Source organism: Candidimonas nitroreducens (assembly GCF_002209565.1).
GTDB lineage: Bacteria > Pseudomonadota > Gammaproteobacteria > Burkholderiales > Burkholderiaceae_B > Candidimonas > Candidimonas nitroreducens.
In genome coordinates this window covers 38,160-52,932 of the sequence record NZ_NJIH01000015.1, presented here as the reverse complement: position 1 = coordinate 52,932, position 14,773 = coordinate 38,160, and the positions used below count along the sequence as shown (strand labels likewise).

Below are 14,773 nucleotides of genomic sequence, written 5' to 3'. Positions count from 1 at the left end.
CGGGCGCCGCCACGTGGACACCCGCAAGGCCCACCGGTTCTATTCCTAAATCTACCGGGTACTTTATTGGCTACGCTTGCCGCACTCATGCGAACTGCCCGCGCCTCGCTTTCGCATTCGGATTCAGCAATGGAACGAAGCACTGGAACAGGCGGTAAAGGGCATGGCGGGCACCAGCCAATTTCAGTGTTTCAGTGGACTAGTCTAAAATCAATCGCCCCCTTTTGCGGGGGCATTTTTTCATAGTTCCTGGAAGCTGCTGCCCATGGCCGTATTCACCCCCGTCAGCGACGACGACGCGCACAAACTGCTCGAGCGATACACGCTGGGCGAGCTGGTCGGCCTGCGCGGCATCACTGCCGGCATCGAGAACACCAATTTCTTCCTTACGACGACGCGGGGGGAATATGTGTTGACGATCTTCGAGGTACTGACTGCGCAGCAGCTGCCGTTCTACATCGAGCTGATGCATCATCTGGCCGAGCACCACATTCCCGTGCCCCAGCCGCAGACCCTGCGCGACGGCTCGCGCCTGACCTCGCTGCACGGCAAGCCCGCCATCATCGTCACACGCCTGAACGGCGGCTACGAGCCCGCCCCCGGCCCGGCGCACTGCGCCCTGGCCGGGCAGACCCTGGCGCGCGCGCACCTGGCCGGCCAATCGTTCGGCATACGCCAGCCCAACCTGCGCGGCCTGCCCTGGTGGCGCGACACCGCGCCGCAGGTGCTGCCGTTCCTGAACCCCGAGCAGGCCACGCTGCTGCGCCAGACCCTGGACGAGCAGATCGCCTTCGCGGCCGGCGACATTTATCCGCAACTGCCTGAAGGCCCCGCGCACTGCGACCTGTTCCGCGACAATGTATTGTTCGACGGCACCTTCGAGATGCCGCGCATGGGCGGCATTATCGACTTCTACTTCGCCGGCTGCGACACCTGGCTGTTCGACGTGGCGGTCAGTGTCAACGACTGGTGCATCGAGCCGGCCACCGGTGTCTTCGACCCCGAAAGGCTGCGCGCCTGGCTGGGCGCCTACGCGCAGGTGCGCCCCTTTGCAGAGGCCGAGCGGCGCGCCTGGCCGACCATACTGCAGGCGGCCGCGCTGCGCTTCTGGCTGTCGCGCCTGTACGACTTCTACCTGCCGCGCCCTGCCCAGACGCTCAAGCCGCACGACCCGCGCCATTTCGAGCGCGTCCTGCGCGAACGCCGCAAGGCGCTGGCGCTCGCCCTACCCTGAATCACCGGAACCCTTACACCATGCAAGCAGCAATACTCCCTGTCAGAGCCGGATGGCAATGGATACAGGACGGGGCCAGGATCTTCAGGCTCCAGCCCATGCCCATGTTCTTCTGGAGCCTGATGACGGGGTTTCTGATCACCCTGGCCTACATGATCCCGCTGCTGGGGCAGATGGCGCTGATCACCGCCATGCCGCTGCTGACCTTCATGTCGCTGTGCGCCTGCCGCCACATCGCCGACGGCGACCCCATGCTGATGCCCATGTGGCTCGAGCCCCTGCGCAACCCCGACGGGCGCAAGCGCCTGATCCGGCTCGGACTGGCGTATCTGGCCTGCTGCCTGGCCGGGGGCTTTGTCGCCACCCTGCCTTTCATGAGCAACATCATGGACGCGATCGGTTCCGGCGGCCCCATCAACGAGCTCGATCTGATGAAAGCGGTACGCGGGCCGTTCATCACCTTCGGGCTGCTGTACGTAGTGATCTCGGCCCTGTTCTGGCATGCCCCCGCCCTGGTCGGCTGGCATCGCATCAAGCTGACCCAGGCGCTGTTCTTCTCCATGGTAGCCTGCTGGCGCAACAAGCTGGCGTTCCTGGTGTACGGCCTGAGCTGGGGTGCAGTGTTCCTGGCGGTGCAACTGCTGGGCAATCTGCTGACCGACCTGGGCATGAGCCCCAGCCTGGCGCAGATCCTGCTGACCCCGCTGAACCTTATCGTTGCGGCGATCTTGTATTGCAGCTTCTATCCGGCGTACATCAGCGTGTTCGGCGCCAACTACCCCACGGTGAAATAGGCCTGATCGCCCCGATGGCCCTCGCCAGCCACGACGGCTGCGCTGGCATCAACGGCCTGGCTTACCTCGCCCGCTTGCCCCGATGGCCTCGCTTGCGGCCTGCGCATGGTCGGGCCAGGCTGCGCAGTAGCCCGCAGGCAATTCCAGTACCGAATGCGCCCTGCAGCACCAGGCGATGCGGCCCGGCGCCAGGCTGTCGATGCGCCTGCACACGTGCAGGCGCCGATCCAGGAACAACACGTCTATGGGGCGCGCCAGCCAGAACGTATGTATGGCCCGGCAAGGAGCCAGCCACACGGCCCAGCCGTCGCCGGGCAAGGCCTGGGCGTGCATGCCCAGCAGACGCTGCCAGGGCGTGCGTGCCGCATACAGCCTGTAGCCGCGCTGCGGGGCGATCATGACGCAAGCCCCAGCAGCCGGGCCGCGATCGGCAAACCTATGATCAGAAAAGTGCACGGAAAAATGCAGAACACCATGGGGAACAGCATTTTTACCGGGGCTTCGAGCGCCAGCTTTTCCGCCCGCAAGAAGCGTTCGGCACGGCGCTGATCGGCCTGGGCGCGCAATATGGGCGCCAGGCTCATGCCGAGCTGGTCGGCCTGCGCAATGGCCGCGACCAGGCCGGCCACCGCATCCAGGCCGCAACGCGCCGCCAGGCCCTGCAGCGCCTCGGGCCTGGCCATGCCGGCGCGCATGTCGGCCAGGGCATGGCGCAGCTCGTCGCGCAAGGGGCCCGGCGGCCCATGCGCCGCGGCCTGCTGCAGGGCGCCGTGCAGGTTCAGCCCGGCCTCCACGCACAGCGTGCCGATGTCCAGCAGGAAGGGAAATTCCTTGAGCATCACGCGGCGCCGCGCCGCGGCGCGGCCATGCAGCCACCCGGCCGGCCAGCACAGCCCGGCCACCGCCGCCACCGGGGCAAGCGCCACGGCGCTTGCAGACGGTAGCATGCCAAGCATGGCCGCCAGCAAAGTGGCTGCGGCCAGCGAGACGGCAGCCAATATTTGCAGGGCGACGAAATGCTCGGCCTGCCACGCGGCGGGCAACCCCGCGCGCAGCAGGCGCGTGGCGAGCGACGCGCGCAGGTTCCAGGGAATGAAGGGCTTGCTGGCGGCGGCGCATGCCGCCACCCAGGGCCAGGCCCAGCGCAGCGCCGCGGGCACCAGGAATTCCACGCTGCCCGCCCCGTCGCCGCGCACAGCCCATGGCTTCGCCACCAGCCAGCAAAGGCTGCAAAGCGAAATTCCCGTCGCGGCACAGGCTAGCCAGAACCACATGGTGCTTACCCTCCCTGGTTCGGAAATGGAACCATTCCATTTCCACATCGATCGTGAACGCGAAAGTGAAGCGCAGACAGTACATCCAGCGTGACAAGGCAAAGCAACGTCGTTATCTCAACGCGATCGCCGTTTTGGGTATGAATCCGTTTTTGAGCAAGAATCCATATCAATCCATTTCCAAATCAATCGTGAACGCGAAAGCGAAGCGCAGACAGTACACCTAGTACGGCAAGCGAAGCTGACAAAGTGCACGGTTGATTTGGAAATGGAATCAGACATCGATGGCAACGATGCGCCGTATAAACATGATCCCCGCCGTTTCCAGTACAACGATCAGCGCCAGGGCGGCCCAGCCTGCGGGCGTGTGCCACAGGTAGTACATGGAATCGGGATCCACATACTGCAGAGCCAGCGCCAGCACGCCGGGCATGCCGGCCATTACCCAGGCCTGCAGCCGGCCCTGGGATGTCAGGGCGCGGATACGGCCCAGCAGGTGCAGGCGCGAACGCAAGGTGTCCGCAATGCGTTCCAGCGTCTCAGCCAGATTGCCGCCCGTGTGCAAGGAGATGTTCAAGGCCGACACCGCCAGCCCGGCAGCCTCGGTGGGCATGCGGCGGTACAAGGCTTGCAGGGCCTGTTCCAGCGGCACGCCCATGCGCTGCTGGCGCAGCATCAGGCCGAATTCCTGCGACAGCGGCGGCGCGGCACGCTCGACGATATGGCGCAGGGCGGGCTGCACGCCCGACCCGGCACGCAAGGCCGAAGCCAGAGCCCGCAGCATGTCGGGCAACTGCTGGTCGAAGCGCCGCAGGCGGCGCCGGCGCAGCGCCGCGACCAGGCACTGCGGCACCAGCAGGGCCGCCGCCCCGACGGCCGCCGCCAGCCAGGCCCAGCCGGAAACCAGGTAGCACAGCAATGCCAGCGCCGCGCAGCCGCACAGATTGGCCAGCCATAGCTGGGCTGGATCGAGGAACAGGAAGAATTCACTCATGCCGGCGCCCACCTGCCGGCTGAAAGCGCTGCGATAGCGCCTGTAGGCGGCAAGAACCCAGCCCTGCAGCACCCAGCAGGCCGCCGCGGCAAGCACCGTCACGCAGGCAATGAACAGGAATATCATGCCGCCCCCGGCAAGGCGGCGCGGCGGCCCGCAATATCCGAGGTATCCGAGGTATCCGAGGTATCCGTGGTACGCGTGGCATTTGCGGCATCTGTGGCATCTGCGATGCCCGCAGCGGCAACCGAGGAGCCCGCAGCAATTGCGGCATCCAAGACAAGCCGTGCCTCTTCGGCATCCGCAGCCTTGAAGCCCAGGTCGTACCCGGCCATCGGGGCATCCGCAGTATCCGCGCCAAACTCGCCGCCAGCCGGCGCGTTGCACTGATTGAACAAGCCGGGATCCAGGCCCTCGGCTCCGCGGCGATGCGCCGCGGCGAATTCGGGCAGTACCCCGCAGCCCATGAATGCCCGCTCGGGATGCTCTTGATAGCGGAACAATTCTTGGGTCTGGATGCGGCCGCTTTCGACGCCGGTGACCTCGACAATGGAAACGATCAGGCGGCGCCCGTCGGCCAGCCTGGCCTGCTGCACGATGATGTCGATGCTGGAGGCCACCTGGTCGCGTATGGCCGGCAGCGGCAGATCCATGCCCGCCATCAGTATCATGGTTTCGAGCCGCGCCAGGGCATCGCGCGGACTGTTGGCGTGCAGCGTGGTCAGCGAGCCCTCGTGGCCGGTGTTCATGGCGGCCAGCATATCGAAGGCCTCGCCGGCGCGGCACTCGCCGACCACGATGCGGTCGGGCCGCATGCGCAAGGCATTGCGCACCAGGTCGCGGATGTCCACCCTGCCCCGGCCTTCCAGATTGGGCGGCCGCGCTTCCAGCGCCACCAAATGGGCGTGATCCAGCCGCAGTTCGGCCGCGTCTTCGATCGTGACGATGCGCTCGCCCGCCGGAATGCAATTCGACAGCACGTTGAGCAGCGTCGTCTTGCCCGAACCGGTGCCGCCCGAGACGATGAGATTCTTGCGCTGGCGCACGCAGAAGCGCAGGAACTCGGCCATGCAGGCATCCAGCGCACCCGCGCGCAGCAGGTCGCCCATGGCCAGGCGCCGCTTGGGGAACTTGCGTATGGTCAGGCAGGCGCCCCGCAATGCCAGCGGCGGAATGACGGCATTGACCCGCGAGCCGTCGCGCAGCCTGGCATCGACCATGGGCGAGCTTTCATCGATGCGCCGCCCCAGCGGCGAAACGATGCGCTCGATGACGCCCAGCACTGCCTGCTCGCTGCTGAATCCGCCCTGCAAGCGTTGCAGGCGGCCGCGCGCCTCGACGTAGATTTCATCGTGGCGGTTGACCATGATTTCGCTGATGGAAGCATCGGCCAGCAAGGGTTCCAGCACCCCCAGCCCCACCGCTTCGTCCACCACCGCGCGCGCCAGCGCGTGGCGATCCAGCCCCGCCGGCAGCTGCGTGTCGCCCGCGAGGATCCGGCCCATGGCGGCCATGGCCTCGCTGCGCAAGGCGGCGTCGCTCATGCTGGAGACATCGCGGCGGCGCAGATCCAGGGCATCGAGCAGGCTGTGGTGCAGGCGCCGGCGCAGCGGCAATAGATCGCCGGCGACGACGCTGTCCGGTGTCCCGGCGCAAAAGCGGCTAGCTGCGATATACGGGAGTGCATCGGGATGTGCATCGGGACGTACGTCGCCGAAGGCGCCGGCCACGGTCGACGCTGCGCCAAACGACTCGGCCCGATCACCGTCGCTCGCGGAATCCGATTCCCCTGCCCGCCCGGCACCAGAAACATCAAGGGAGCAAGTACCCGACGGCTCGCCTGCATCCGCAACGCCCCCACCCGACTCCTGCCCGGCCACGCCGGAATCGCTCGGGGCAGAGCCGCCGGCACCCGAAAAGGCCGCGCCCGCCGAGCCCGCCACAGCGTCAGGCCGGCCGCATTCCGCCGGGCCTGGGCCAGCTTCGGCCTGGTGGGTGGCTGAGTCCGGATGCTGCTGCGTTTGCCCTTGGGCGGGCGGCAGTATGCGGCGCAGGCATATCAGGCAGGGGCCGACCACGATCTCGTCGCCCGCATGCAGCGGCCCATACCGGGACACGCGGCGGCCGTTGACGATGGTGCCCCAAAGCGAACCATGGTCTTCGAGGAATACGCCGGCCTCGCGGCGCTCGAGCCTGGCGTGGCGCCGCGCCACGCGCCACGACTTGAGCCGCAGTCCGGCCGCCGGGTCGCGCCCTATGTCCAGCGGCAGCGGCCAGCGCTCGTCGCGCGCGGCCCCGTCTTCGAAACGCAGCAATACATCCAGCATGGCCTGTACCCTATTGCTTGAAATCATATTGATTGGCGCCCAGGCTGCGCGGCCCGCGAACGGCGGTTGTCGCCGACGGAGCGGCCCGAGCCGCGGGTGTGCCCGACGCTGCCTGCGACCATTGCGAGCCCTTGCCGCGGTAAGGATCCCAGGCATCCGCCGCCGCACTTGCGGGCAAGGGGGGCGGCAGCCGCGGCGCACCTCGGTGCGAGGGATCGGGGTGCAGCGGCGTATTCATCAAAGGCGCCCGAGGGAAGCTGCGATCGAGCAGCGAGCGGCCCTGCTCGACGCGGCGCATCAGGCCCGGATCGTCGGGCGCGACCACGACCGGTGTGACGAAAATGGCCAGCTCGGTATCGGCCCGCCGCCGGCGCGTGGACTTGAACAGTTCGCCCAGCACCGGCAAGTCGCCCAGCAGGGGCAGCTTGTCGACATTGCGCGACGCCTCGCGCGACAGAAAACCCGCCAGCACCAGCGTCTGCCCCGAACGCACATTGAATTCGGTGACGGCGCGCCGGGTCTTGAGTGCCGGCCCGTTGGGCACCGACAGGGATTGATCGACCGAGCTGACTTCCACCTCGATGCGCGAGCGCACCGCGCCGCTGCGCTCGATTCTGGGAGTGATGCGCAGCGACACGCCATAGGGCTTGAACGCCGTGCTGGAGCTGCCATTGGTTTCTACCGTGGAATACGGCACCTCGCCCCCGGCCAGGAATTCGGCGGTGGCACCGCTGCGCGCCAGCAACTGCGGCTGGGCCAGAACCACGGCGGTGCCGTCCTGGGCCATGGCACGGATCTGCGCCGACAGCACCGCATTGATGCCGAAATAGCCCGCCACGGCGCGCGCCGGAAATGCCGTGTCGAGCACGGACTCGCCCGGCCGCAGGTTCAAGCGCGACGAGCCGCCGTCCCAGGCCAGGCCGGCATTCATGCCGCCGTCGCTGGCGTCGTTCCAGCGCACGCCCAGTTCCATCAGGCGCGAACGCGGCACCTCTACCACCTGCACATCCAGCAGCACCATGCGATCCCAGCCCACCTGGCCGGTGAAATCCAGCAACTGCGGGTAGCGCTTGGCCAGCGCCGCAACCCGCTCGCGGTCGCCGTCGGAAAGATCGTCGCCCTCGGCCACCAGCTTGTCGCCGACCATGGACACGCGCACGGCGGGCATGCGTTCGAGCATCTTGCGCAGCTCGGCCAATACACGGCGCGTGCCCTCGGGCGCGACCTCGACCCGATAGCGGCGGCGCTGCCCGCCGGCATTCCAGACCTGCAGCGAAGTAGAGCCCGCGTGCCGGGCGAAGACGATGACTTCCTTGTCGTCGACGGCCTGCGCGTTGAGCACCTGGCCGTCGCCCACCGCCACGCGCGCCACTTCGGGCTGCGCCAGCACCCGAACCTCTCCGACCTGCATTTCCAGCAGCGTCTCGGCGGGCGCAGCGGCCAGGCCCGGCACGATGCCCAGGCAAGCACACAGAAAGGCGCACAGCGCGGCGGCGCGGCGCCACAGTATGCCGCGCGCCAGTGAGCCTGCCGAGCCTGTTGCAAACGCAGGGCCCAGGCCGGCAGGGAGCGCTCCCGCAGGCGCATCAGGATGTGCCTCCGGGTGTGGCGGCCGCCGCTCTTGCTGGTGCCCGCAAGCGGCCTGCGCCACGGCCTCAGTGCTGTGCCGGTGCCGCATGATCGGGCTCCTGCAAACCCGCCGCGCGCATCCAGGCGCTGGCCAGCTCGGGGGTATAGGGCAGTTCGAAAACCCCGCGGGAGCCGTCCCGCGAGCCCGCTTGCGCGGCCATGGCGGCCAGTGCGGCCACGCCGCGGTTCGCACGGTTGCCGTAGATGACCTGCACCCTGCGCTTGTCGCGGCCGGGCTTGGGCTCGGCCACGCCCAGCAGCGTCGCCAGGTCGCCGCGCACCGCACGCGGATCGGGCCGGCCATCGTCGGGATGGCGCAGCAAGGCGGTGATGGTGCCACCCTGGCGGGCGGCGACGAGCTTGATGGCATCTTCCGGCGAGGTATCCAGCGTAACCGTGGCAAACGAACCCGCCCGCTCGGCCGGCGATGCGCCGGAGGCGCGGGTGGCGTGACCGGTAGCCAGCACCAGGACGCCTTGCAGCAGCGGCGCGGTGATGCGGCGCCGCTGGTGTTCGAACGATACATACAGGTCGATCAGATCGCCGGGTTCCAACAGGCCCGAGACCGAGTTGATGACATCCACGGGTATGGTCATGGCACGGCGCCCGGCGCCGATCTGGCCGGAGAACGGTGCCCTTCGGGTTCTGGCCGTATGCACCGGCAGGATCGGATCGCCGGCTTTCAGGGCAGCAAGCAGCACGCCGCCCTCCAGCTCGTGGAAACGTGCCGGGGGCAGGCTGTCGCTGGACGCCGCGGCCGCCGGCAGCCTGCGCACCGCGAAATGCTCGGCAGCAAGCTTGGTGCCCAGCGGCAGATTATCGGCAGCCACGACGCGCTCTACCATGGGCACACGAGCATCGGCCTCTAGCTGGCGCGCGCGATCCTGCAAGTACCTGCGCGCCGTCCAGGCCGCAAGCAGGCCGGCCAGAAGGGCGACCGCCAGCAGGATGGCGCTGCGGTTGAGGCTGGGCAGACGCATGAGAAACCTCCGGATCGGAATGCACGGACTGTGTGTTGCTGAAACGCCTGGCTGCCAGGCGGCAGGCTCTTGAATCCGGGCCGAGCCGCCTGGCCGGGCGGCCGCTATAGACCCGTAGAAGAAATACGTGAAATACACCCTGGCCTGCGAGGGAGTACGGCATGCCAGGGGCTGCGGAATGCTAAGGATCTGTATCGAGCCGTACGTATACGGCACTGCCCGCGGCCAGCGGTACGAAGGTCAGCAGCAGGCTCTGGCCGTTCTTGCGCCAGGCCCGTACGGTTTCCGATGCGGTGGGCTTGGGGATGTCACCCACCGCGGTGCGCAGCCAGCCGTGTGCCTGCAGATTCTCTTCCACCTGGACTCGCAGCCGGGCCGGTGGCCAGGGCGCGGCATAGACCTGCTGCTGCACGCGCCGGCCCGCTTCGCCGGACACATGGCTGGCACGCAAATACGCCTGCGGCGGCATCCAGCCCATGCGCAGCTCGGCGCGCGCGTCGACGGCCCGACGCAAGCCGGCGGCATCGGCCGGCATGCTGGACAAGATACCGGTGGTGCCTTGGCCTTGCACAACCAGTTCTGCCACCCAATGCGTGGTTCCGTGAGTGCCCGCAAGCACTACGCGCCGCGGCATGGCCCACACCTGCCGCAACACGCCGGTATGTTCGGCCAGGGCGCGAGCCGCCTGTGGCAAGGGCAGGCTGGAACGCATGCCGCGCCAGGTCATGGGCAGGCCGAACGCGCGGATTGCCTGCGGCGGCTGCCACGACATCTGCGGAATGCGTGCCAGGGCGAGATCCGGCGCTACCGTGCCAGTGGCAGGCCACGCGCAGCCACACAGCCATACCAGAATCGCAGCGCGCCAGGCCCACGGCGGCCGGCGCTGCGGGACGCATGGCCATGACTGCCGCGGCGCGACCGCCCTCGCCCGCCCTAGACAAAGGGAAATCGCGTCGATGTATGGATAGAGATCAGTCTTGAACACGGCCGCCCCCGTATGGATAGAGATCAGTCATGAACATGGCCGCCCCCGCTCGAGTCCTGGATGCCCCGCGCCGCCTGCGTGGCAAGCGTACCCAGCGCGGCTGGCGCAACTGGCGCAACTGGCGCGTCTTGCGCGCCCTGCATGCCTTGCACGGCCGGCGTGTGCCGCGCACCCGCCGCGGGCCGCAAATGCTGCTGTGGGACGCGGCCAGCCCATGGGCCGAGCCAGTCGAAAACAGGCGCGGTGCGCCCCCATGGACGATCCAGGCCGCCGGCCCAGGCCTGCACCTGGCGCCCCAGCGCATACGAACGATCGGCGGGGTCGAGCCAGCCCAGGCCCGAGCCTGCCACGCGCAGTTGCGCCTGCGCGTCGGAAGAGGCATGGCCCGCACCGACCAGAATTGCGGCGTGGCGCCGGATATTGGGCCGCCAGGCGTCGTATTGCGCCAGCCCGGAAACAGAGGGTGCCCCCGCAGGGGCAGGCGAGCCTGCAGCGACCCCGACCCGTGCCGTGACCACGCCGGCGTCTTCGATGCGCCAGCCCTGACGCAGGTCGCCGGCGTCGGGATGTTCGCCACCAGGCTGCGCCGCGGCTCCCAGCGCCTGTCCGCGCGCCAATTGCAGCGACACTTCGGAACGCCCGGAGCTTAAAAGGCTCGCACCGCGCCGGTCGCGCCACATATGGGCGGAGCCGGCAAAATACCCGTGGCGGATATCTTCCAGCGGCTGCGCGTCGGCATCGCGGCTGGCCGCGAAGGCGGCGTAGCGGCTGGCATGCTGGGCCTGCATGGCAATATCTTGCCAGCGCAACAGCCAGGCCGTGCCGACCCACAGAGAGGCCAGCAAGAGCAGTACCGCCAGGGCTTCCGCCGCGGCCTGGCCACACTGAGGCCCCGTACACCCAGGACTCTTACACAGGAGGCCCGTACGCCGGAAACTCGCCAGCCCTGGGCCTGCACATCGGCCACCTGCAAGTCGGAGACTCGCAAGTTCGACACTCGCATGCCCAAGACTTATATACCCAAGACTCGCATGCCCAAAACTTGCACGCCCGAGACCCGCACGCCCCAGGCTTGCATACCCCAGGCCCGGGCGCGGCACACGCGCGGAATAACGAGCAATCATGGAAGCCCCCGTTCTGAAGCCTCGGCCCCCGGCCACACCAACCTGGCCTGCCAATAGGGATGGAACAGATTGGCGGCCTCTTCGAAGCCGTCGGCGCGGGGCTGCGGGCGGGCAAAGAAGGTCTGGGCAGCGCTGCGGCTGGTAAGCAGTACGCCCTCGGGGCCTGGGTGCCGGAACTCGACCGTGAAACCGAAGGCGCCCGTATCGCCGGACTGCGCCACGTCGAAATAAGTAGGCAGGCCGCCGCCGCGCCAGCGCTGGCGGCCCGCCACGGCGCGCGAGTTGGCCAGCGGGTTGGCGTCGCCGGCGTGGATGTCCCAGTTGGTGGCTTCGCTGACCCAACGCCAGAAGTCTTGGGCGGAAAAATCTTCGGGCGCGTCTTCCACGTAGGCGGCGCCCGGTGCCTGGCCTGGAGCGCTGGGCACCCAGCCCCACGCCATCGAATATTCCCGAAAATAACAGCCTATCCAGCGGTTCGAGCGCAAGGCATGGAAGGATTCGGTGTCGATGGACTGCCAGCGCCCGTATGCGTCGATCTGGGTCGTGCCGCGGCGCCGCAGTTCATGGCGCAGCCAAGGACAGCGCTCGTCGACCACCCAGGGGCTTTGCAAGGTGTGGTCGCGTGGATCCAGAAAACCGTACAGGCGCGCCACGTCTTGCACGAAGCCGTGCAACTGGCGGTGCCCGGCGTACGCCCGCACGAAGCCGGGCCAGCTGTCGTCGCGCACCGTAATATCGAACAGGCCGCCCGCCCCGAATTGCGGCACGGCGCCCGCTATCGACTCTGCCTGCGTTGCAATCGATGCGCCTACCGTGGCCGGCGCACTTGCTGCGCTCGAGGCGCCCGCAGGAAGCCCCTGGTGTACATTGGCATCCCATTCGGGGTAATTGTGCGCCAGTACCTGCTGCATGGCGGCCAGGCGCGCGTCGGGCAGGCCGGCCACGACCTCGTGCTGGACAGCGCCGAAAACGCGCTGCACCACATCGTCGTGGGCGGCATAGGCAGCGGCCAGTTCGCCGTCGCGGCTTGCCAGGGCGCCGGCCGGCCCAGCCGCTGCCACGGCGGACTGGTAGGCCGCGCCGTGCGCCGCCCCGAACAGCATGGCGATGAGATAGGCCGGCGGATTACCCCTGCCGGCCTGGCGCCCCTGCGCATCGGCATACAGCGCCCACGAACCGAGTGTGACCAGGTGCGCCATGGCGATCTGGTGCGCGATCTGCGCGCGGTTCAGGTAGGCCAGCATGTTCATTGCCCTGGCCTGCACCAGGGCGCCGCTGTAGGCGGCGGTGTCCAGCGCATGCAGCTGGCGCGCCTTGGCGCCGGCGACCTGGCCAGCCGCGAAGTAGCGCAGCAGCGCCAGCGATGCCAGGGCCGCCAGCAGCATGCCCAGCACCAGGGCCTGGCCCGACTGGGCGCATTGGACGCGCACGCAAAAGCGCGGTTTCATTGGCCGCCCTCCGCGGCATTGCCGGTGAAAGACTTCAGGGATTTGGCGGCGGCCTGCGCCGCGGCCGATTCGGCGGCGGATTGTGCCATGCGCGAAAGTTCGCTGCCGTCTTCGCCGGCCAATTCTTTGGCCATGGCTGCGGTCTGGGAGCGTATGACCTGGCCGAACAGCTGATAGACGGCAATTGCCGCCACGGCCACCAGCGCCACCACGATGATGTATTCGGTCATGCCCTGGCCGGACTGCCGTGTACCTAAGCGCCGCAATGATCGCCGCATGACTGCCTCGCCGTGATGTCTGGATGGGCTCCAGTGTGGGCCGGCAGGAGCCCGGCCACAATTCGCAGAAGCCGAGCTGGCCAATTCCGCGATGCCGCCCTGCCCCGCCCGCCGCCATGCCCGGCACGCCCATGCCCGGCACGAATCGAGTCTGCGCGCGACCCGGCCTCATACCGGGCAACCGCGCGCAGGATTCTTGCGGCGCATCGCGGCACAAACCCATTAAATGAAAACCCGGCGGCCCGATACGCAATAAAAATCCAGAGCCCGCAGCCTATAATTTTTCGACTGCTGTTTTTCAGCCTGCGATTCCAAGCCCGCAAGGCCGAGCCCGCTGCGCCGCAGGCCCGGCACAACCGTGCCGGCCCCGGCCCGGCGGGCACTGCCTCTTGCGGGCCCCACAAACCGCCCTTTCCCCCGGAGCCTCCATGACTACCCGCGACGACTGTCTCGCCCTCGACCGGGCCGACGAGCTGGCCCATTTCAAGCAGGAATTCGCACTGCCCGCGGGGATCGTCTACCTGGACGGCAACTCGCTGGGCGCGCGCCCCAAGGCCGCGCTGCAGCGCGCCCGCCAGGTGGTCGAGCAGGAATGGGGCGAAGACCTGATACGCAGCTGGAACAAGGCCGGCTGGTTCGAGCTGCCGGGCCGGCTCGGCGACAAACTGGCGCCGCTGATCGGCGCGCAGCCCGGCGAGGTCGTGGTCACCGACACTACCTCCGTCAATCTGTTCAAGGCGCTGGCCGCCGCCTTGCGCATGCAGGCGGAAAACCCCGCCACGGCGCAGCGCCGCGTCATCGTCAGCGAACGCAGCAACTTCCCCACCGACGTCTACATCGCCCAGGGCCTGGCGCAATGGCTGGATAGCGGCTACACGCTGCGGCTGGTGGACGCACCCGAAGAGCTGCCACAGGCCATCGACGCCAGCGTCGCCGCGGTCATGCTGACGCACGTGAATTACCGCAGCGGCCGGCTGCTGGACATGCCCGGCCTGACCGCGCACGCCCACGCGCAGGGCGCGCTGATCGTCTGGGATCTGGCGCATTCGGCCGGCGCCCTGCCCGTAGAGCTGGAACAGGCCAACGCCGACTTCGCCGTCGGCTGCACCTACAAATATCTGAATGGCGGCCCGGGCGCCCCGGCCTTCATCTGGGTGCCCAAGCGCCACCAGGCGCGCTTCGGCCACCCGCTCTCGGGCTGGTGGGGCCACGCCAACCCGTTTGCCATGAGCTCCGAATTCGCGCCCCACCCCGGCATCGCCCGCGCCCTGTGCGGCACGCAGCCGATCACCTCGCTGGCGATGGTAGAAGTGGGCCTGGACATGTATGCCCGCACTGACATGGCCGCGCTGCGCCGCAAGTCCCTGGTGATGACCGACCTGTTCATCGGCCTGGTCGAAGAGCGCTGCGCCGGGCAGCCACTGACGCTGGACACGCCGCGCGAGCATGGCTTGCGCGGCAGCCACGTCAGTTTCACGCACCCGCAGGGTTATGCGGTGATGCAGGCGCTGATCGGGCGCGGCGTCATTGGCGACTACCGCGAGCCCGGCATCATGCGCTTCGGCTTCACCCCGCTGTACTTGAGCTACGCCGATGTCTGGGACGCGGTGGACACGCTGGCCGACATCCTGCAGCGCCAGGCCTACGATGCCGGCGCGACGCGTTCCGCCGTGACCTGAGGGTCTCTGTAAAAGTATCTACAAAGA

13 protein-coding genes are annotated in these 14,773 nt (G+C 68.1%); 3 read left to right on the top strand and 10 right to left on the bottom strand.

Translation table 11 applies throughout. The features are described from left to right. The first annotated feature begins 265 nt into the window (after nucleotides 1-265). Nucleotides 266-1,234: a homoserine kinase gene (locus CEY11_RS22335; RefSeq protein WP_088605644.1), complete on the top strand. Its 969-nt coding sequence runs from the start codon at nucleotides 266-268 to the stop codon at nucleotides 1,232-1,234. Between the two features lie 20 nt (nucleotides 1,235-1,254). Then, the gene (locus CEY11_RS22330; RefSeq protein ID WP_088605643.1) at nucleotides 1,255-2,028 is read left to right on the top strand and encodes a BPSS1780 family membrane protein; all 774 of its coding nucleotides are present in this window, start codon (nucleotides 1,255-1,257) and stop codon (nucleotides 2,026-2,028) included. A gap of 48 nt (nucleotides 2,029-2,076) precedes the next feature. Here CEY11_RS22330 and CEY11_RS22325 read toward each other — a convergent pair whose 3' ends face one another. From CEY11_RS22325 to CEY11_RS22280, 10 genes are all read right to left on the bottom strand, one after another. Next, nucleotides 2,077-2,427 carry a DUF192 domain-containing protein gene (locus tag CEY11_RS22325; protein ID WP_088605642.1) on the bottom strand — a complete coding sequence of 117 codons (351 nt, stop codon included), beginning with the start codon at nucleotides 2,425-2,427 and terminating at the stop codon, nucleotides 2,077-2,079. Beyond that, nucleotides 2,424-3,302 carry a type II secretion system F family protein gene (locus tag CEY11_RS22320; protein WP_088605641.1) on the bottom strand — a complete coding sequence of 293 codons (879 nt, stop codon included), beginning with the start codon at nucleotides 3,300-3,302 and terminating at the stop codon, nucleotides 2,424-2,426. The genes CEY11_RS22325 and CEY11_RS22320 overlap by 4 nt, the downstream gene beginning before the upstream one ends. 274 nt (nucleotides 3,303-3,576) lie before the next feature. Next, the gene (locus CEY11_RS22315) at nucleotides 3,577-4,422 is read right to left on the bottom strand and encodes a type II secretion system F family protein (RefSeq protein ID WP_088605640.1); all 846 of its coding nucleotides are present in this window, start codon (nucleotides 4,420-4,422) and stop codon (nucleotides 3,577-3,579) included. Continuing rightward, a complete protein-coding gene (locus CEY11_RS22310; RefSeq protein WP_158215421.1) occupies nucleotides 4,419-6,650 on the bottom strand; it encodes an ATPase, T2SS/T4P/T4SS family in 2,232 nt (743 codons plus the stop codon). Before CEY11_RS22310 ends, CEY11_RS22315 begins: the two co-directional genes overlap by 4 nt. Further along, nucleotides 6,634-8,301: a type II and III secretion system protein family protein gene (locus tag CEY11_RS22305; RefSeq protein WP_233155026.1), complete on the bottom strand. Its 1,668-nt coding sequence runs from the start codon at nucleotides 8,299-8,301 to the stop codon at nucleotides 6,634-6,636. Before CEY11_RS22305 ends, CEY11_RS22310 begins: the two co-directional genes overlap by 17 nt. After that, entirely contained in the window at nucleotides 8,279-9,232 is a 954-nt protein-coding gene (gene cpaB / locus CEY11_RS22300) for a Flp pilus assembly protein CpaB (RefSeq protein ID WP_088605638.1), read from the bottom strand. The genes CEY11_RS22305 and cpaB overlap by 23 nt, the downstream gene beginning before the upstream one ends. 181 nt (nucleotides 9,233-9,413) lie before the next feature. Continuing rightward, nucleotides 9,414-10,004: a hypothetical protein gene (locus CEY11_RS22295; protein WP_088605637.1), complete on the bottom strand. Its 591-nt coding sequence runs from the start codon at nucleotides 10,002-10,004 to the stop codon at nucleotides 9,414-9,416. 236 nt (nucleotides 10,005-10,240) lie between these two features. Beyond that, nucleotides 10,241-11,062, bottom strand: coding sequence for a hypothetical protein (locus CEY11_RS22290; protein ID WP_088605636.1), 822 nt, complete (start codon nucleotides 11,060-11,062; stop codon nucleotides 10,241-10,243). Nucleotides 11,063-11,337: 275 nt separating this feature from the next. Then, complete coding sequence (locus CEY11_RS22285) at nucleotides 11,338-12,789, bottom strand: hypothetical protein (RefSeq protein ID WP_088605635.1); 1,452 nt, start codon at nucleotides 12,787-12,789, stop codon at nucleotides 11,338-11,340. Beyond that, the gene (locus CEY11_RS22280; RefSeq protein WP_088605634.1) at nucleotides 12,786-13,067 is read right to left on the bottom strand and encodes a hypothetical protein; all 282 of its coding nucleotides are present in this window, start codon (nucleotides 13,065-13,067) and stop codon (nucleotides 12,786-12,788) included. Before CEY11_RS22280 ends, CEY11_RS22285 begins: the two co-directional genes overlap by 4 nt. A gap of 428 nt (nucleotides 13,068-13,495) precedes the next feature. Here CEY11_RS22280 and kynU point away from each other — a divergent pair, with 428 nt between their 5' ends. Next, the gene (gene kynU, locus CEY11_RS22275) at nucleotides 13,496-14,746 is read left to right on the top strand and encodes a kynureninase (RefSeq protein WP_088605633.1); all 1,251 of its coding nucleotides are present in this window, start codon (nucleotides 13,496-13,498) and stop codon (nucleotides 14,744-14,746) included. Nucleotides 14,747-14,773 lie beyond the last annotated feature (27 nt).